Raw genomic sequence first — 18862 nt, 5'->3', positions numbered from 1 at the left:
ATGATCGCTTCGCAATTCAGCATGCAAAGCATTCTATCGTCCGTTATACTAAAGAGAATAGCACATTTAGCTTAACTCGCAGTAGCATTCCACTCTCTGATTTATAGCACAAAACGAACATAAGGAGTTACACATGATTCCATTCCGCCTTGTCGAGCCCCCGGCCGCCTATCGCTCGCTGCCGCTATACGCCTATTCCGTAGGCCGGCACCATCAATTTTTCCATTCCCGACCTGCTGGTTTTCCCGCCTATCAGATTTTCCTGATCGCCAGCGGAGAAGGCCTGTTCCGGGATCTCTCCAGCGGAGAGGAATTTGTGCTGTCCGAAGGTCAGGCGCTGGGGCTTCCCGCCGGACATCCCCATGAATACTATCCTTTGTCGCACGAGCCGTGGCATATCGGATTCATCGGTTTTCTGGGCGAGCTCGCCTCGCCCATGCTGGAGCAAACCGGACTTCTTCGGCCCCTGCCGCTTCGCCGCGAGACGTTCGAGGCCTGCTGGCAGGATATTCACGACATGTGGACGGATGCCAACGAGCCGAGTCCGCAGCTTCTGTCCGAAATATCCGTTCGTCTGTATCGGCTCCTGCTGCGCCTTGGGGAGGATGCCGGGACTCCGGAGACGATGTCTCCGGCAAGAACCGACGAGGTGCGCAATCAGGCGCTGCAGCAAGCGCTGCTGCTCATGAACCAGCACTATACCGAGCCTCTGCTCGTCTCCAATCTCGCGAGCGCGGTCGGCTATTCTCCACAGCATTTCCAGCGCCTGTTCATCAAGCAATTTGCCGTTACTCCTCTCCAATATTTGCAGAATCTGAGGATGGAGAGAGCTCTTCAGCTCCTTAAGGAGAACCGAGACAGCCAGATTCAAGATATCGCCCGGCTCGTCGGCATGGAAACCAACTATTTCGTTCGCCAATTCCGCAGAAGGTTCGGTCAGACGCCCGGCGCGATGCGCAAATCAGGGAACGGGGAAATGCCGGGGAGCGCTCGCAAGCCTCAAGCCTAGCGCAAAAAAGACAGCCATCGCCGAGATGACTGTCTTCGTGCCGAAGCCTGCTATTGCCGGATTTGCCGTAAATAGCTCAGGGTTTGTCTCCGGGCTTCCTCCAGCACCTTCTCGAAGCCCGCCGCGCGTATCTCTTTCTCCGCTTGGACGAACGCCTGATCCACATCCTTCGTCATTCCGCTCAAGATCGGATTAAGGTATTGGATCGCCGCTTCATTAATTCGATCCAGCTCCCCCTGGACCGACAGGGCATCGAAGTTAAACGCCGAATACGTGAACGGGATGAGCATTCCCGGGATCGCTTCCTTATGCCGCGCATATTCCTCGTTCCAGCCGGCAATCGGCGGAAGCTGGTTCTTGTTCGTGAACCAGAACCCGGAAGCGTCCGGCGCGTATTCGCCGCGTTCGGCGGCCTGCCCGTTCGGGAAGCTCGCCTTGCCGTCCTGCAGAACGTAATGCTTTCCTTCGATCCCGTAGTAGACTAGCCGGTTATAGGCCGGGTCCTCCATAATCAAGTCCAGCGCCCGCATTGCGAGCTCCGTATTTTTGGAATCGATGGCGATGGCTACCCCGTTATTGATATAGGGGTCCATCATATAGGTACCCTTCGGAGACAAATTCGGCAGAATGTCGACCTCCCAGCCCTTCTGCTCCGCTTTGGCGATCGTCGACTGAATGTCGTTGCTGTTGCCGTAAGCGACAGCCGATCTGCCCTGCTCGAAGGAATCCTTGCTCCTTATCTTGTTGGCGAAGGCATCATGGTTAATGTAGCCTTTGTCATACCAGCTTTTGACCGTTTTTGCCACCTGAATATAGCTTGACCGCAGCGGCTCGTCGAACAGACTCAACAGCTTGCCGCTAGGGTCGTCCCAATCCGTGAACACCCCGGAGAAGCCGTTCGTCGTCATAATGACGTCCACGGTCGGCGGACCAAGCTCCCATTGCAGGTTGGCATGCGTCTTGATGAAATCATATTGCTTGTCCACCTGGATCGGGATCATGTCCGGCTCGTTCGCCTTTACCGCAGCGAGATAAGGCTCCAGAGCGGCGATGCTGCGGATTTCCGGGAGGCCGTATTTCTTGCGCAGATCGGCTCTGATCAGCGTCACCGGAACCTTGAAATCCGGCGTCGAGGTTGGGATCATGAACACCTTACCGCCCACCTCCGCCTCCTTCCACGCCTTCTCATTCGTTGCCGCATAATGCTTCGGCATATAGGCGCGAACCATATCCGGCGTAATCTCGCGAAAGGAGCCCTTCGTCGCCTCCTGGGAATAGTAAGCCCAGTTCGCGGCAAAGATGAAATCCACGTTCTCTCCCGAGGACAGCGCCAGCGGATAACGCGCCGCCATATCTCCCCATTGGATATATTTCAGCTCCAGCCGTGCGCCGACATCCTGAACAAGCTTGCGGTTAAGCTCCTCCATCACATCCGGCAGCCCGTCCGGCGGGGTTCCGATCAAATAACCGACAAGAGTCGGCACCTTCCCGCTGCCGACCTTCGCCTGCGAATCGCGGTCGGTGCGGGAGCAGGACGTCAGGCATAAGATCAGCGCCAGTCCAAGGAGCAAGAAACGTTGTCGTCCGTACTTCATCCAGTCGTTCCTCCTAAGGTGCATAGGCTTTCCCAGATTCCACTTCGCGATCCCTTGCCGCGAATCCTGCATCAGAGCGATGAAAAGCTGGAGCCGCAACGTAATGGCGGCTCCAGCTTCATTGATCGCTTTGCTGTTTATTTCTGCGAGGACAAGTAGGCGTCCGTCTGCGCCTTCGCCTCGGTCATAATCGTGTCCAGCCCGGCTTTCTTGGCTTTCTCCTCCAGTGTCGCGTAGGCGGAGTCCACATCCTTCACGATGCCGCCTTGAATCGGCAATTGATACTGCGTGCCGACCGTGCTCATCGTGGCCAGCTCGGATTTGATGTTTGCGGTATCTACCGAGAAGGCGTTGTAGACGTACGGCACAAGAATGCCCTTCAGCGATTGCTTGTGGGCAATATATTGCTCGCTCCACGAAGCGAGCGGCAGATGCTGGCTCTTGTTCGTGAACCAGAAGCCCGCGGCATCCGGCGGATACGTGTTCGATTCGGCGGTAACGCCGTCCGGCAGAGCGATCTTGCCGTCCTTGACGACATAGTTGACGCCTTCGATTCCGAAATAAACCAGATTGTTATAGGAAGGGTCCTCCATGATCAGGTCGAGCGCCATCATGGCGCGCTCCGCATTCTTGGAGCCGGCCGCAATCGACATGCCGTTGTTGATGTATGGATCTTGCGGATACGTGCCCTTCGACGACAGGTTCGGAATGATCTCGACCTCCCAGCCGTTCTCCGCTGCCTTGGCCAACGTGCCTTGAATATCGGTCGTGTTGCCGAATGCAACGCCTGACTTCCCTTGCTCGAACGCGTCCTTGCTGCGAACCTTGTTGGAGATCGCATTTTTGTTGATATAGCCTTTGTCGTACCAGGACTTGACGACCTTCGCCGTCGCTTTCTGGCTATCCAAGATATAAGGATCGAATTGGGAATAGACCTTGCCCTCCGGATCGTCCCATTCCGTATGCATGCCGGACCAGCCGTTCGTAATCAGAACCGTATCCAGCGTTGCGCGGCCGGTTTCCCATTCGAGGTTGTAGAATGCTTTGGCGAAATCATACTGGCTGTCCGCATTGATCGGAATCATGCCCTTCTCGTTTTGCTTGATCGCTTCGAGATACGGCTCGATATCTTTGAACTTCGTGATCTCCGGAAGGCTGTACTTCTTGCGCAGATCGCCGCGAATCAGCGTGACCGGCACCTTCTGATCCGGCGTAGACGTCGGGACCATGAACACCTTGCCGCCGATCTGGGCTTCCTGCCACGCGACTTCGCTTGTCGCCTCGAAATGCTTTGGCATGTAAGTCTTAAGATCGTCCTGCGTAATTTCGCGGAATGCGCCCTTGGCCGCTTCCTGGTTATAGAACGCCCAGTTCGCGGAATAGATCAGATCGACGTCTTCCCCGGCCGCGAGCACGAGCGGATACTTGGAGCTCAGATCGCCCCAGCCGATATAACGGAACTCCATCGTCGCATTGATGTCGGCCTTCAGCTTCTGGTTGAGCTGCTCCACGACGGCATTCATGCCGGCAGGCGCTTCTCCGAGAAGATAAGCGACCAGCTTGACCTCCTTGGACGTATCGATCCCTCCCGAGGCGCTCGGAGAAGCGCCGGGAGACGATGCCTCGCCGGATGACGCGGGCGCGCTCGACTGCGCGCTGCCCTTGTCCTTGTTGTTGCCTCCGCAGCCTGCAACAATCAATGTCAAAGCGATAATAGCCGACAGCAAAACATAGAACTTTCTCGACTTAACCATAGATAAACCTCCAGTATGATGAATAATGGACGTGCATATCCCCCTGCAATTCGCTTCCGGTCACATGCGTTTCGTTCTGTACGGCAGGACTCACCTCCCTTAATAAGCGCCGGGCCATCAGCCCTTGACCGCTCCGACCGTAATGCCTGACACGAAATACTTCTGCACGAACGGATACAGCAGGACGATCGGCCCCGTGGCCACCATCGTCAAAGCCAGCTTGAGCGATTCCTTGGGCATATCGAGACGGGGCACGCTGTTGACGATCTGGGTCGAGAAGTTCGCGCTGGACAGAATCCGGTAGAGCGTGTATTGCAGCGTGTACAGGTTCTCCTTCTCGATGAACATGAGCGGAGTCCACCAGTCGTTCCAGTACGCAAGCGCCGTGAACATTCCAATGGCGGCCATACCGGGCTTAGACAGCGGGAGAATCATCTGCAGGAAGATGCGGAAATCTCCCGCTCCGTCGATCTTCGCGGATTCGATCAGCGCTTCCGGGATCGAGCCGTTAATGAAGTTGCGGAGAATAAGGATATTGAAGACGCTGAACATGCCGCAGAGCAGCAGCACCATGATATTGTTCTTCAGGTGCAGATCCTGCACGATCATCAGATAGAACGGGACGAGACCGCCATTGAACAAGGTCGTGAAGAAGAGGAAAAACGCCAAGCTGTTGCGGTACTTCACATCCTTGCGGAACATGACGTATGCGGCCATCATCGAGATAAACAACGAGACGCATGTTCCGACGGCCGTCACGAATATCGTCACTCCGTACGAACGCATTATTTTCTGCGGATTCTGGAAAACCATCTCGTAAGCGGCCATCGAGAATTCCTTGGGAATCAGGGAGTAGCCGTTATAAATAATCGAATGCTCGGTGGAGAACGAGTTGACGGCGACGACGACGAACGGAACGACGGCAATCAGGGCGAAAATCCCGATGATGACATAACCGATCACGTTGAGCGCAACGACGTCGCGAGTGCGAATGCCCATATGAATCACCTCTGCAGTTTAGAATAACGAGTAGTCCCGGTCATACCGCTTGACGATCCAGTTGGCGAACAAAATAATGACAAAGCACAGCACCGATTGGTACAAGCCGCCGGCAGACGCCATTCCGAAATCGGGACTGAGCACAAGCGAGCGGAATACGAGCGTGTCGATAATATCCGTGCCGTCCATCAGAATGCCGTTGTTGCCGATCAACTGGTAGAACATATCGAACTCGCCTCGCATGATTCGGCCAAGTCCCAGAAGAATCAAAATAATGGCGGTCGGCTTAAGCAGCGGCAGCGTCACGTAGCGAATTCGCTGGAAAATATTCGCCCCGTCGATCTTCGCGGCCTCATTGATCGAGCTGTCCAGTCCCATAATGGCGGACAGGTAGAGAATGCTTCCGAACCCCACCCACTTCCACACATAGAAGAACGGAAGGATGAAGTACCAGTAGGTGACATTGGAATAAATATCGATCGGCTCCAGGTTAAACTGCTTAAGCAGCGTGTTCACGACGCCGAACTCGAAGTTAAACAGGTTGTAGACGATGGCCGCGACGGCTACCCACGAAAGGAAGTAGGGCAGGAACAGCATCGTCTGCGCGGTTTTCTTGAATATTTTCCCCGCCATCTCGGCGATGAGCACGGCAACGAGTACGGAGAAAAACATATAAGAGGCCAGAAACACGATGTTGTATAGAAAGGTATTGCGCGTAACCAGCCAGGCTTTGCCCGAGCTGAAAAAGTACTCGAAGTTCTCCCAGCCGATCCACGGGCTTCCGAACATGCCGCCGGAATAGTTGAAATTTTTGAAGGCGACGACGATGCCCGCCATCGGATAATAGTTGAACACGAGAAAATAAATCGTGATCGGCACGAACATCAAATAAAGAATTCTGTTCCTCGATAGCTCGCGGAAAAAGCCCATTTCAATCCCTTCTCTCCTGTCATTCTCTGTGCTGGATGCGCTTGCAACTGTAATTATAGGGACGCCCCGGCTTCGAAAGAAGGACACAGGATTACGATTTTCTTGGTTAGATTACGGAATTGCAGGGAGCCTCCGCCGGACCGTTGCGCTTGGCCGATATCCGCGATATATTGTAGGCACAACTTGCTGAGAGGGGGTCAGGGCGCGATGAAGGTACTGCTGGTCGATGACGAGCCGCTCACGACCGAAAGCCTGGAGAGGTATGTGGATTGGCAGACGCTCGGAATCCGCGAGGTCCGCTCGGCGTCCAACGGCTGCGAAGCGCTGGATATTCTTCCGGGATATTGCCCGGATATTATCGTGAGCGACGTTCGCATGCCCAGAATGAACGGAATCGAATTCGCCTCGCATGCGCGCGAGCTCTTTCCCCGGATCAAGATTATTTTCCTGAGCGGTTACTCGGACAAGGAATATTTGAAGTCGGCGATCCACTTGAAAGCGCTTAGCTATGTGGAAAAGCCGGTTAAGCTGGACGAATTAACCGCTTCGCTAAGGGAAAGCGTCGCCCAATGTGAAGCCGAGGCGGCAAGCCGGACGCTGACCCGTTCGGTCATTCGGCAGCGCATTCTGGGCAAGCTGATCAGGGAAGCCCGATCCGTCGAGGAGCTGCTGAAGGAGTATCCTGACTATGCTCCGGACTTCTTCTCGGGGGCGGCGCGCTGTATGGCCCTTACGGCTATCTGTGCCCGCAAGCAGGCAAGTGCGTCTGGACGATACGATGCGGGAGTCGATCGAGAGCCTGTTCGCCGCAAGCCTCGGGGATAGCGAGCGCGCGGCTTTCTACGGCTATTCGGACGACGATCTGCTCTTCTGCCTGATGGATGCGGAGACGATCGCGTCCTCCGACTTCAAGCAGATCGCGCGCGAGCTGCTGTATTCGCTGAATTTGCACTGCGGGGACAAGCTTTCTTTCGCCATCGGCATCGGCCGGGAGTCCTCCCCGTCCGTCCCCTTGCACGAAGCCTGCCTATCGGCTCTCGCGGCCGTTCAATCGCAGTTCTATTTCGGTGCCGGCCTCGTCTTCTCCGAACCGCCGCCGACAGTCCGCTTCGATGCCTCGTCCGCCGCGGCGAACGTCTGCCCGGACTTCCATCAGGCGCTTAGAGACGAGAACGAAGCGGAGATCGAGGCTCTCATCGACCGCTTGACGCTGGAGGCGCGGACGCTGCGAGACCCGGAGACGGATCGCGTTCGCAACGCCTACTTCCGCTTGCTCATGATCCTGCACGAATTCGCGATGGAGAAGAAGCTTACGGTTATCGATCCTTCGCAGGAGGAGAGCTTCATTTGGCAGGAGGTGGGCGAGCTCTGCACGCTTGATTCGCTTCGCGATTACGTCGTGGGTAACGTACAAGCCGTCTTCTCCCAATACAAGGAGAGCACGGCCGTTAACGCGAGAGTCGGCGGCGTGATGCATTATATTAAGATTCACTACGCCGATAAGGAGCTGACGACGAAGTCGATCGCGGACAACACCTATCTGAGCCAAAGCTATATGTGCGCGCTGTTCAAGAAGGAAACCGGGAAGACGGTTAACGAGTATATGACAGAGGTGCGCCTGGAGAAAGCGAAGGAGCTGCTGAAGGAGCGGCACGTCAAGCTTTACGAGATCGCCTCCGCGATCGGCATCACCGACCCGAACTACTTCTCGTCCATGTTCAAGAAAGCGACGGGCCTTACGCCAAGCCAGTACAGGGAAAGAATGTGACGGGAGATGAAGAGGATCATTCGGCCTTTCCGCGATCTCAGCATTAAAAATAAAATGTTTATTTCCTTCCTGCTCGTTCTGACGGCCTCCTCGGGCCTGTTCGTTCTGGTCAATTCCTACCTGACGGCCAGAGATACCGAGAAGCAGGCGCGCTTCTCCCTGGATGTCGTGCTTGAGCAGTCCCGCTCGTTCCTCAACTACAAGACCAGCTCGATTCGCAAGGTCGTGGATATCATGGTCATTCACGATACGATTCAGGCGCTTGTCGCCAAGGATTCCGAGGTATACCGCGAGAATATCGGCAATTGGCTGCTCGACGAATATGTGTTCAACCAATTGATCTACAACGTTCAGACGAACCCGGACATCCAGAGCCTCAGCCTGTACATGCGCGGAGGCATGGCGGCCATTCAGGAGACGGACCAGTTTCTGAGATTGGAGAACGTGCAGGACGAAGACTGGTTTGCGCGGCTGGAAGAGAGCGATCGGCCTTATCTATGGATTCCGTCGGAGCGGGTTGATCCGGGAGACACCGACTCGGTTTCCTTCTTCCGCAAAACGCCGAGTCCGCTGGACAATCACGATTTTGCGGGCCTGCTGCGCGCCCGAATGCCCCGGGAAAGCCTCGTGCAAATTCTGGATCAGGCGCTGTTCACCAAATCGACCACGGCTCTCCTCGTCAACAGCCGCAACGAATTAATCGCAAGCTCCAGCGGGGCGAAGATCGCCGACCTGAATGCCGTAATCCAGGCGCTCGAAAGCGCGAACAAGACGGATGCGTTCGATACGGTTACGCTGAACGCGGAGAAAACGCTGATCGGCGACGTGCCGGTGGAGCATACCGACTGGCGGTTTATCCTGATCGTGCCGCAGCGGGATATCGTCGCGATTGCGCAGAAGTCGCGCAACCAGATGCTCGTTATTTTCCTCTTTGTCGCCGCGATGACCTTCCCGCTGGCCTTCTGGGTGTCAGCGTCGGGGACGATCCGAATTCGCAGGCTGACCAAGAACATGAGGAAGGTGGGCATCGACAACTTCAAGCCGAATCTGGACCCCCGCAATCAGGACGAGATCGGGGAACTGATTACGACGTTTAACCGGATGATTACCCGGATCGACGACTTGGCGGCGGACAAATACCAGCTCGGCCTTGAAGTCAAAAATATGGAGCTCAGGGCGCTGCAGGCCCAGATCAATCCGCACTTTCTGTATAACACGCTGGATATGGCCAATTGGCTCGCGATGAAATACAACGCCGAGGACATCCGGGTTCTGATCACTTCCCTTTCCGATTTCTACAAGCTGAGCCTAAGCAACGGGGAGGACTTCATCTCCGTTCGCGACGAGCTCGCGCATGTGGCCGCCTACGTCCGCATTCAGAATATGAGATTTCGGGACCGGATTCATCTGCAGTTCGAAGTGCCGGAAGAGCTTATGGCCTTACGGACGCTGAAGCTGCTGCTTCAGCCGCTGGTTGAAAATGCGATTCTGCACGGGATTATGGAAAAGGAAACGCAGACTGGCACCATTCTCATTCAGGGCTCTCGCGAAGGCGACATGCTTGAGCTGGTCGTTCGAGACGACGGCATCGGTATGCCGGAGGCGACGCTGAGAGGCATTGTGGACGGCACGCTTAAGAAGAAGAGCGGAGGATACGGCATTCGCAACATTCACCACAGACTGGAGCTCATCTTCGGTTACCCTTACGGCCTGAATGTCGAGAGCGTTCCGGGAGTCGGAACGACCGCGACGATTCGCATCCCCGCCCAGAGTCTGGAGACGGAGGAGACCTTGATCCCCCGCAGCCAATCGCGCGGCACGGAAGCATAAGGCGACCAGAGAACGCAACAAAGCGGCTTCGATGAACGAAGCCGCTTTGTTGCGCGGTTATGGACAATCCCGGAGAACGGGCGCTGCCCGCCTCCGGCTGCCGGTCAGCGTCCGAAGACGAGCGCCGATACGTAGTGAGGAACGGCGCGAATTCCGTTGAATGCCGCAACCTCTACCCCTTCGAACCTCTCCACCAAGGCCTGATTGACGAAGGAGGTCACCGTGCCCTGGCGCAGCGGAGTAATGCTCAGATGAAGCTCTCCGTCCTCCAGCTCGTTCCTGAATTCCTTCAGGCCGATCGGCCATTTCTCCCCGTAATGGATATGATCCGTAATGAGCCGATTGTTCAGATAGGCGCCGGCGACGTCGCCTTCATACTCGATCTCCAGAAACACGTCGGCAACCTGCTCCGGCCAATCCGCCTCGATTCGCACCAACGCGCTTCGCGCGGACGGCTTGCGGATATCCAGCGTCGGCTCGAAGGCTCCGACAGACAGCGCGTACGTATGGAACAGGCCTTCCCGGCCTTCCTCCGCCTTGCCGCAGCTCAATTGCACGCCGCCCGCAACGCCCGGATAGACGCAGACCTTCCAATCCGGGCGGCCGGGAGAGGTGCATATTAGCTGCCTAGCCTTCACATACAGGCGGCTGTCGCTGAGAACCAGCCGCTCCCGCCCCTCCAGCTTGAGCTTATACGCTTGAAGCGCCTCCTCGCGGGTGAGCACGAGAAGCGTCGCGGACCTCCCGCCTGCAAGCTCCAGACGTACGGAATTGCCCTTGCCCGCAGCCGGGCGAATCAACCATGCGTCCGGCTCCCGCTCCACCGCTCCCTCTCCGGCGATCGTCGCGCCGACCACGGAGGACGCCCCCAGCGCAAGCTCGGGCTCCATGCCCTCATGCGCGTAGAATACGAGCACCGCTTGTCCCTTATCGTCCTGGAGACGGGTCAACGGCTGGACCGTAGCCGACACCAGATGAATATCGTCGATGCGAAGCTGGAACGGCAGCACCGCGCTCGCCTCGTTCTTGAGCGAGAGTGTTCCCCGCCGCGGAAAGGACACGATGCCGTCCGGCGTAGACAACTCGATGCGAATGCCTTCGCGGCTTGGCATCTCCAGGTGATCCTGGAAGTTATTCAGGAAGACGAAGCCCGCCCCGTCGCGGTGTCTGACGCACCAGCGCAGCGTATCCGTATCCTCCGGGACAATCGCCGTCTGATCCGCGGGAAGCTGCGTTCCCATCGGAGCCAGCATCGCTCCGTAGGCCTCCATGAACATGGACAGCGACCGGATCTTGTCGTAGGAGGGAGCGACCCTGCCGAATTCCCCCAGCGGGGACTGGTAGTCGTACGTCACCTTCGGCAGTGCGGCTTCATTGAGATACGTATGCTTGCCTATGGGATTGGAGCCGCCATGATACATGTAATAGCCGAGCAGGTTGCTGCCGCTCGCCAGCTTGACGAGCGTCATCGCCTCCACGCTGGCCGAATTAACAAGCGGGCGGGCGTGATAGCTGACCTGCATGCCTCCGGCCATCTCGCAATAAGCGACCGGATATTCCAGAGTGTCGTAATTAACCGGCTCGACGGGGTCTGTATGCAAATCCCGGTACAAATATTCGCGGCTCGGCGGCTGGTTCGGAATCCACGGCGTGTAGGCATAGCCGGCCAGCATCGGCAGCGTATCCGTCTCGGGCACGGCGGCGCCGCCCCATGCGGTAGCGGTGAAGAGCATCGGACGAATTCCCGCCTCCTCGGCCAGCCTGCGAAGCTCGGCCAGATGCGCGTTGCCCCCTTGACCGGACGACAGGTGGACGCCCGATTTGTACCCCCAGGCATCGAACGGAGCGCCGCAGTGCATGTACTCATTTTCCAGCTGCACGCCGATTACGGGCCCGCCTTCCTGATACAGCGTTCCTTTCATCTGTCTGGCAATTTCGCGGTACAGCTTGCGGGCATAAGCCAGATAGGCCGGGTCGTTGGAGCGAATCTCGAGCGCCTTGCCGAACAGCCAGTCCGGGATGCCGCCGTTGCGAACCTCGCCATGACAGAATGGCCCGATGCGCAGAATCAGCGGCAGCTCCAGCTTCGCGCACAGATCGATGAAATGCCGCAGATTGCGGCTCCCGCCCCAGTCGAACCTGCCCTCCTCCTCCTCGTGGAATATCCAGAAGACGTAAGTGGCGACGATATGCACGCCCCCGGCTTTCATCTTCAGCAGCTCTTCCTCCCAATGCAAATAAGAAAAGCGCGAAAAATGAAACTCCCCGACCACCGGAATGAACGGCTCTCCGTTACGCGTCATGTAGAAGCTCGTGAACCCGAAGGTCTCTCCCTTCGGATTGCTGCCGACGAGTCCGCCCAGCTTCCCGGGCCTAATCTCCTTCGGCTTCCTGTATAATTCCATTCTGAGCTGGGTCATCGCTATGCAGTCCCCCTTGGTCGAATGAGCGTACTGACTTCATACGACAACCTTACAAGAGAATGCCAATGCGTTCAATTCACGATACCCGGAATATAATGGACGATATTCGGATTTAAATGCCGCCTGATCTTATACTTTCTGATCGTTCAAGCAAACACGCCTCCGGCGTCCTCTGATGCCGCGATACAGGGATGGATAAGAGTGAAGCTGATAAAATCTGTATCGTTAAAAAAAGACCGGACAGCGCCGGGACAATGCCCTAACGATGTTCGGTCTTGAATAGGCGTATGCGCGAAACCGCTGCAAGGTCGTCCTTACATCAACCAAGCATGGTCCGGGTCGTTGCGGAATTTCCAGATCCGTTTCGGTCCTGCCATGACATTCAGGTAGTACACCTCATAGCCGGGAGGAGCCGATACCGGATGATATCCCCGCGGCACGAGAACCGCTTCCCCGTTCTGTACGGCCAGCGTCTCGTTCAGCGATCTGTCGTCGGTGTACACGCGTTGAATAGCAAAGCCTTGTTCGGGCTGCACGCGGAAATAGTAGGTTTCCTCCAGCAGCGACTCGTTAGGCAGCGCATCCTGATCGTGCTTATGCGGAGGGTAACTGGACCAGTGGCCTTCCGGAGTGAACACCTCCACCACCAGCAAGGAGTCCGCAGGTTGTCCTTCCGGCAAAATATTATGAATTTGCCGCTCGACATTGCCTTGCCCTCTCGTCTCGACGCCGACCTGCTCCGGCGCGATCAAACGGGCCGGATGGTTGCCTTGCCCCGGAGCGGCGCAGATGGCCACTTCCAGGTCGGTCAGGGCCTCAATGGCATAGAAATCCTCGTTGGGCACGTAGACCGAGTACGGCGGCGTTTTCTCGAACACGCTCATCCGTTGGCCGATATCGGCCCACTCCGTTTCATTCGTAGACACGTTCGCCCTGCCGCTCAGCAGCACCAGGCAAACCTCCTGAGCTTGCGTGCTTCTCTTCAGCTTCTCGCCCGCCTTCAGCTTGACCGCCTCGAATCCGACGTAGGTCCAGCCTGCGGATTCGGGCGTCACTGTCAGCAGGGTGCCCTCTTCATTGGGCTGCTTAAAGGGTTTTACGATTAAATCCGACATTTATGCTTCTCCTCCCGCTTTGCCTGAACTGCCGAACAAACGCATTTTCGCTATAACAGAAGTCTTGATCGCTTCCCGAGCCGGCACCAAATAATGTCGCGGATCGTAAGCCTCGGGATGCTCTTGCAGGTAGGAACGAATCGCCGAAGTGCAGGCGATCTGGTTGTCCGTATTCACATTGATCTTGGCGGTGCCCAGCGAGATCGCGCGGACGATCTCCTCATCCGGCAAGCCGCTCCCTCCGTGCAGCACGAGCGGAAGCCCGGTCAATCGTCGTATTTCGCCCATCCGGTCGAATCCGAGCTTGGGCTGCCCTCTGTAGGGACCGTGCACGGAGCCGAGCGCAGGCGCCAGACAGTCGATGCCGGTCTCCTTGACCAGACGAACGCACTCCTCGGGAACGGCATACATCGCTTCCGCTTCGTCGACGACAAGATCGTCCTCCCGCCCCGTAATCCGGCCAAGCTCGGCTTCCACCGACGCGCCGAGTACGTGCGCCGCTTCCGTGACCCGTTGGGTGATGTCGATATTGCGCTCCAGCTCATGATGGGACGCATCGATCATGACCGAGGTGAAGCCCGCTTGCAGAGCGCGAACGCACACCTCGTAAGTCGAGCCGTGATCCAGATGCAGAGCGACCGGAACCGTGACGCCATAATGCTCGATGAGCGATTTGACCATCCCCGCTATGCAGGGCAGTCCGCCCATATACGGAATGTAGGCCTCGCTTACGCCGAGAATGACCGGAGATTTCTCTTCGCTCGCAGCCATCAAGATCGCCTGCGTAAACTCCAGATTGTTCAGGTTGAATTGACCGACCGCATATTGCCCGGCCAGAGCGTCCTGAAGCATCTCCTTCATCGATACGAGAGCTATAGCGCTCCCCTCCTTCCGTTACACCGCACCGTCTTTCGCTTACCAGCGGGCCGTGACCATTTTTTTGCGGGTGAAAAACTCTACGCCGTCCGAACCGTTGGCATGCAGATCGCCGTAGAACGAGTTTTTCCAGCCGGAGAACGGGAAGAAGGCCATCGGCGCAGGAACGCCCAGGTTGATTCCCAGCATGCCGGCATCGATGTTCTCGCGGAACTGACGAACGTTGCTTCCATTCTGGGTGAACAGGCAGGCGCCGTTGGCGAAATCGGAACGATTCGCCAGCGCGATCGCTTCCTCCAGCGTATCGACGCGTGCGACCGACAGCACCGGAGCGAAGATTTCGTCCTTCCAGATTTTCATCTCGCTCGTGACGTGATCGAAGATCGTAGGTCCCACGAAGTAGCCTTCGCCTTGCGCCGCCTCGTCCTCGCGTCCGTCGCGCAGCAGCCGGGCTCCGTCGCTGATGCCCGCCTCAATATAATGCAGCGCCCGATCCTTCTGCGAGCCGCGAATGACCGGCCCAAGGAACACGTCCTTGCGATTGCCGTTGCCGATCGTAATCTCGTTCGCCGCCGCGACAAGCTTCTCGATCAGCGGATCGGCCGCTTCGCCGACCGCTACGACGACCGCGCAAGCCATGCAGCGCTCGCCCGCCGAGCCGAATGCCGCATTGACGATTTGCTGCACGGCGCCGTCCAGATCGGCGTCCGGCATGACGATGCTATGGTTTTTGGCGCCGGCGAGCGCTTGTACCCTTTTGCCGTGAGCAGTGCCGGTTTTGTACACATATTCCGCCACCGGCTGGGAGCCGACGAACGAGATGGCCTTCACGTCCGAATGCTCAAGCAAGCCGTTTACGACGTCGTGAGCGCCGTGGACGACGTTCAGCACTCCATCGGGGAGACCCGCTTCCTTGAACAGCTCGGCCAGCCGATTCGCCAGCAGAGGCGTCCGCTCCGAAGGCTTGAGCACGAACGTATTGCCGCAGGCGATCGCCAGCGGGAACATCCAGCAAGGCACCATCATCGGGAAATTGAACGGAGTAATTCCGCCGATGACGCCGATCGGATACCGATACATGCCCGACTCCACATTCGTTGCGATATCCGGAAGCTGCTTGCCCATCATGAGCGAAGGCGCGCCTGCCGCGAATTCGACGCATTCGATGCCGCGCAGCACCTCTCCGTGAGCTTCGGAGTAGTTTTTGCCGTTCTCCAGCGTAATGATCCGGGCCAGCTCGTCCCAATTTTCCACCAGCAGCTGCTGGTATTTGAAGAGCAGCCTTGCCCGGCGCGGCACCGCTGTCCGGCTCCACGACTCGAAGGCCTCCTTCGCGCTGCGCACGGCGTTATCCACGTCGCTCCTCGAAGATAGAGGCACCTGGGCAATCACCTCTCCGGTCGCCGGATTATAGACGGCCTCGGTTTTGCCCGAACCGGAATCCACCCATTGACCGCCGACGAAGTTTTTGAGCGTTGCAGGAGCTTTAGTATGAGACATAAGGGAAATCTCCTCTCGATTTAAGCTTGCTTGAATTGGCGCATAAACTGTTCGACTTGCTCGCGTCTCGGCATCGCGTCCGAGCAGCTATGACTGGAAATGACGATGGAAGCGCAGGCGCTGCCGAATTCCATGCTGCGGCTGATCTCCCAGCCTTGCATGAGCCCGTAGATGAACCCTGCGGCATAGGAGTCGCCCGCTCCGAACGTCTTGATGACTTTGGCGGGGAAGATCGAGCCTCTGTGCGAGCTGCCATCCTTCGCGTAAGCAATCGATCCCTCTTTGCCGTGCTTGATGACGACGATCTCCGCATGATGGCCGAACCACTGGGATGCCGTCACCTGATCGCTCCGCTGGTCGTTGCCGTCGAATTGCTCCAGCATGTCGAATTCCTCGCGCGTGCCGATAATAATGTCGCTCTTCTCGGCAGCCGCATGATAATAGATCGCCGTTTCTTGCGGATTCGTCCACGTATAAGGCCGGTAGTCGATATCGAAGATCACCTTCGTGCCATGCTTGCGCGCATAACGCAGCGCCAGCAGCACCGCTTCGCGGGACGGGCTTTTCGCCAGAGCCGTCCCGGAGACGAGCAGCGCCTTGCTGCTCGCAATCAGGGACTCGTCCACCTCGCCCGGCTCCAGCTTGAGATCGGCTGCGTTATCGCGATACATCAGAATGCTGCAATCCTCGGGACTCTTGATCTCGGTGAAGGCCAGGCCGGTCACGGCTCCCGTCCGATCCGTCAGGACGCCGGACGTGCCAATGCCGTTATTGTTCAAATACTGAACGATGAATCGTCCCATCTGATCGTCGGCTACCTTGCCGATAAACGCCGACTTCATGTCCAGTCGCGACATTCCGATCGCGATATTGGCAGGAGAGCCGCCCACGTATTTCGTAAACGTCATCGTCTCCTCCATCGGACGATTGATCTCGTTCGCGTTCAAATCTATACATAACCGACCGATTGCCACAAAATCGAGAGGCTTGTCGGTTGGGAAAGTTACGGGCACCATCGGGCATTCCTTCTTTCGTCCATTAATAAGGCCGGGCCGCTTGAATTCTTGTCTTCATCTCGGCATGGGCCTTCAATACTTTGTCATCCGTAGACACTTCCGGCACGCCGACGTTCCACCAGGATTCGTAGCCGTCGGTGTTCGTGCCCGGCAGCACTTTGATTTCCACCAGGACGGGACCCTGTTCGGCCTTCGCTTGCAGCAGCGCCTGCTCCAGCTCCGCCGCATCGCGGGCCGTGTAAGCGGCGGCGCCCAGACTGCGGGCATGCGCCGCGAAATCGATCGGCATGTATCCCCCGTCCAGCAGCCCCGATTCCTTGGAGCGGAAGCGGAATTCGTTGCCGAAGCTGTCGCTGCCGTGACCGCGCTGCAGATTGTGGATGCATTGGAACCCGTGGTTGTCGAACAGCACGATCGTCAGCTTGACGCCTTCCTGAATGGCCGTTACAAGCTCCGAATGAAGCATCAGGTAGCTGCCGTCGCCCAGAAGCGCGTAGACCTCCCGCTCCGGCTCCGCAAGCGCGACTCCGAATGCGCCGCTGACCTCATAGCCCATGCAGGAGAAGCCGTATTCCATATGGTAGGTTTTCGGCTCGGTCGTCCGCCAGACGCGGTGCAGATCGCCCGGCAGGCTTCCCGCCGCCGCCACGATCACGCCCTTCGCGCCGACAGCCCGATTCACGATGCCCAAAGCCTGCGTTTGCGTAAATCCTTCGGGGCTTTCCAGCGCATAGAGCCGGTCCACCTCGGCGTCCCATTCCGCTTTGCGTTTCTGAATCTCGCCTTCCGCATAACCGGACCGATAGCCTTCATCGGACAAGCTGGCTTGAAGGGCGACGAGAGCTTCCTTGGCGTCCGCCGTAACGAACTCCCCTTGCATCTTGATCGAATCGAAGGAGCTGACGTTCAGATTCAGGAAGGTGACGTCATCGCGACGGAAAGCGGACTTGGAAGCCGTGGTGAAATCGGAGTAACGCGTTCCTACCCCGATAATCAGATCCGCCTCGGCTGCAAGCCGATTGGCCGCCAGGGTGCCGGTCGTGCCGACGCCTCCGACGCTTAACGGGTGGTTCCAGGGCACGGCGCTCTTGCCGGCCTGCGTCTCCGCTACCGGAATGCCGAACGCTTCCGCGAACGCGAGCAGTTCCTTCGTCGCCTCCGAATAATGAACGCCGCCTCCGGCAATCAGCAGCGGCTTCTTCTTGCCGCTAATCAGCTTGACCGCTCGCTCAATCGCTTGAGGCGAAGGGGGGCGGCGGTCCAGCCGGTGCACTCTCTTGATGAAGAAGTCCGCAGGATAATCGTACGCCTCGGCTTGAACGTCCTGCGGCAGCGCCAGCGTCACGGCTCCGGTGTCTGCCGGATCGGTTAACACACGCATCGCCTGAAGCAAGGATGACATCAGCTGCTCCGGACGGACGATCCGGTCCCAGAACTTGCTGACGGACTTGAAGGGATCGTTGGCCGATATCGAGTAATCGCTCGGCACTTCCAATTGCTGCAGCACGGGATCCGGCTGGCGGGTGGCGAAGTTGTCGCCCGGCAGCAGCAGCACCGGAATCCGGTTGACCGTCGCGGTCGCCGCTCCCGTGATCATGTTGAGCGCGCCCGGTCCGATCGAGGTTGTGCAAGCATAAATCTGTTTACGGTTTTTCTGCTTGGCGTACGCCGCAGCCGCATGAACCATGCCCTGCTCGTTCTTGCCCTGTAGGAAAATCAGCTCTCCGGCTTCGCGCTCCAGCGCTTCGCCGAGCCCGGTGACGTTGCCATGTCCGAAAATGCCCATGACTCCGCGCACGAATTTGGTTTCCTCTCCGTCGACGGCAATATACTGCTGGTCGAGAAACTTGAGCAACGCCTGCGCCATTGTCAATCGTATCGTTTTCATTCGCATGCCCTCGGTTTTATGATGAATTTGGGTGATTCGGGTGCCTCTTCAAGAGAATACAGACAGCCTAAGCCCGCAATTCCACTTACGCTTGCGGGCTTCGGCTTGAATTCAGTTTCCTTTACCCGCCGGAATCAGGCTTGTGGAGCAAGTTCAAAA

The 18862-nt window shown here is 57.4% G+C and carries 14 protein-coding genes; 4 read left to right on the top strand and 10 right to left on the bottom strand.

Going from position 1 to position 18862, the window contains the following annotated elements:
* The first annotated feature begins 133 nt into the window (after positions 1-133).
* Positions 134-1009, top strand: coding sequence for an AraC family transcriptional regulator (locus ACFO1S_RS10175; protein WP_204603725.1), 876 nt, complete (start codon positions 134-136; stop codon positions 1007-1009).
* A 50-nt stretch (positions 1010-1059) separates the two neighbouring features.
* Here the strand turns inward: ACFO1S_RS10175 and ACFO1S_RS10170 are convergent, their stop codons facing one another.
* The 4 genes from ACFO1S_RS10170 to ACFO1S_RS10155 form a co-directional block, all read right to left on the bottom strand.
* Positions 1060-2604, bottom strand: coding sequence for a DUF3502 domain-containing protein (locus ACFO1S_RS10170; RefSeq protein WP_204603726.1), 1545 nt, complete (start codon positions 2602-2604; stop codon positions 1060-1062).
* Between the two features lie 137 nt (positions 2605-2741).
* Positions 2742-4358 (bottom strand): DUF3502 domain-containing protein, encoded by a 1617-nt coding sequence (locus ACFO1S_RS10165; RefSeq protein ID WP_204603727.1) that lies wholly within the window; start codon positions 4356-4358, stop codon positions 2742-2744.
* Between the two features lie 117 nt (positions 4359-4475).
* Entirely contained in the window at positions 4476-5357 is an 882-nt protein-coding gene (locus ACFO1S_RS10160; protein WP_204603728.1) for a carbohydrate ABC transporter permease, read from the bottom strand.
* An 18-nt stretch (positions 5358-5375) separates the two neighbouring features.
* Positions 5376-6287 carry an ABC transporter permease gene (locus tag ACFO1S_RS10155; protein WP_204603729.1) on the bottom strand — a complete coding sequence of 304 codons (912 nt, stop codon included), beginning with the start codon at positions 6285-6287 and terminating at the stop codon, positions 5376-5378.
* Positions 6288-6494: 207 nt separating this feature from the next.
* Here ACFO1S_RS10155 and ACFO1S_RS10150 point away from each other — a divergent pair, with 207 nt between their 5' ends.
* The 3 genes from ACFO1S_RS10150 to ACFO1S_RS10140 are packed head-to-tail and all read left to right on the top strand — an operon-like array spanning position 6495 to position 9885.
* Positions 6495-7112: a response regulator gene (locus ACFO1S_RS10150; protein ID WP_378126708.1), complete on the top strand. Its 618-nt coding sequence runs from the start codon at positions 6495-6497 to the stop codon at positions 7110-7112.
* A complete protein-coding gene (locus ACFO1S_RS10145; RefSeq protein ID WP_378126706.1) occupies positions 7048-8055 on the top strand; it encodes a helix-turn-helix transcriptional regulator in 1008 nt (335 codons plus the stop codon). Before ACFO1S_RS10150 ends, ACFO1S_RS10145 begins: the two co-directional genes overlap by 65 nt.
* Positions 8056-8061: 6 nt before the next feature.
* Positions 8062-9885 carry a cache domain-containing sensor histidine kinase gene (locus ACFO1S_RS10140; protein ID WP_204603731.1) on the top strand — a complete coding sequence of 608 codons (1824 nt, stop codon included), beginning with the start codon at positions 8062-8064 and terminating at the stop codon, positions 9883-9885.
* A gap of 104 nt (positions 9886-9989) precedes the next feature.
* On the opposite strand, the gene ACFO1S_RS10135 is transcribed toward ACFO1S_RS10140, so the two are convergent.
* The 6 genes from ACFO1S_RS10135 to iolD all read right to left on the bottom strand — a co-directional run bounded on the left by ACFO1S_RS10135 (position 9990) and on the right by iolD (position 18703).
* Entirely contained in the window at positions 9990-12305 is a 2316-nt protein-coding gene (locus tag ACFO1S_RS10135) for a beta-galactosidase (RefSeq protein WP_204603732.1), read from the bottom strand.
* Positions 12306-12622: 317 nt separating this feature from the next.
* Entirely contained in the window at positions 12623-13423 is an 801-nt protein-coding gene (gene iolB / locus ACFO1S_RS10130; protein ID WP_204603733.1) for a 5-deoxy-glucuronate isomerase, read from the bottom strand.
* Positions 13424-14299 (bottom strand): class II fructose-1,6-bisphosphate aldolase, encoded by an 876-nt coding sequence (gene fba, locus ACFO1S_RS10125; protein WP_204603820.1) that lies wholly within the window; start codon positions 14297-14299, stop codon positions 13424-13426.
* A gap of 39 nt (positions 14300-14338) precedes the next feature.
* On the bottom strand, positions 14339-15799 hold the full coding sequence (locus tag ACFO1S_RS10120; protein WP_204603734.1) for a CoA-acylating methylmalonate-semialdehyde dehydrogenase: 1461 nt from the start codon (positions 15797-15799) through the stop codon (positions 14339-14341).
* Positions 15800-15819: 20 nt separating this feature from the next.
* Positions 15820-16815 (bottom strand): 5-dehydro-2-deoxygluconokinase, encoded by a 996-nt coding sequence (gene iolC / locus ACFO1S_RS10115; RefSeq protein ID WP_204603735.1) that lies wholly within the window; start codon positions 16813-16815, stop codon positions 15820-15822.
* Positions 16816-16837: 22 nt separating this feature from the next.
* Positions 16838-18703, bottom strand: a complete 1866-nt coding sequence (gene iolD / locus ACFO1S_RS10110; RefSeq protein ID WP_204603736.1) for a 3D-(3,5/4)-trihydroxycyclohexane-1,2-dione acylhydrolase (decyclizing) — start codon at positions 18701-18703, stop codon at positions 16838-16840.
* Positions 18704-18862: the final 159 nt, after the last annotated feature.

It is taken from the genome of Cohnella boryungensis, from assembly GCF_042651945.1.
In the GTDB taxonomy this organism is placed as follows: domain Bacteria; phylum Bacillota; class Bacilli; order Paenibacillales; family Paenibacillaceae; genus Cohnella; species Cohnella boryungensis.
The sequence above is the reverse complement of the archived record's forward strand: the minus strand, read 5'-3'. Positions and strand labels throughout refer to the sequence as shown.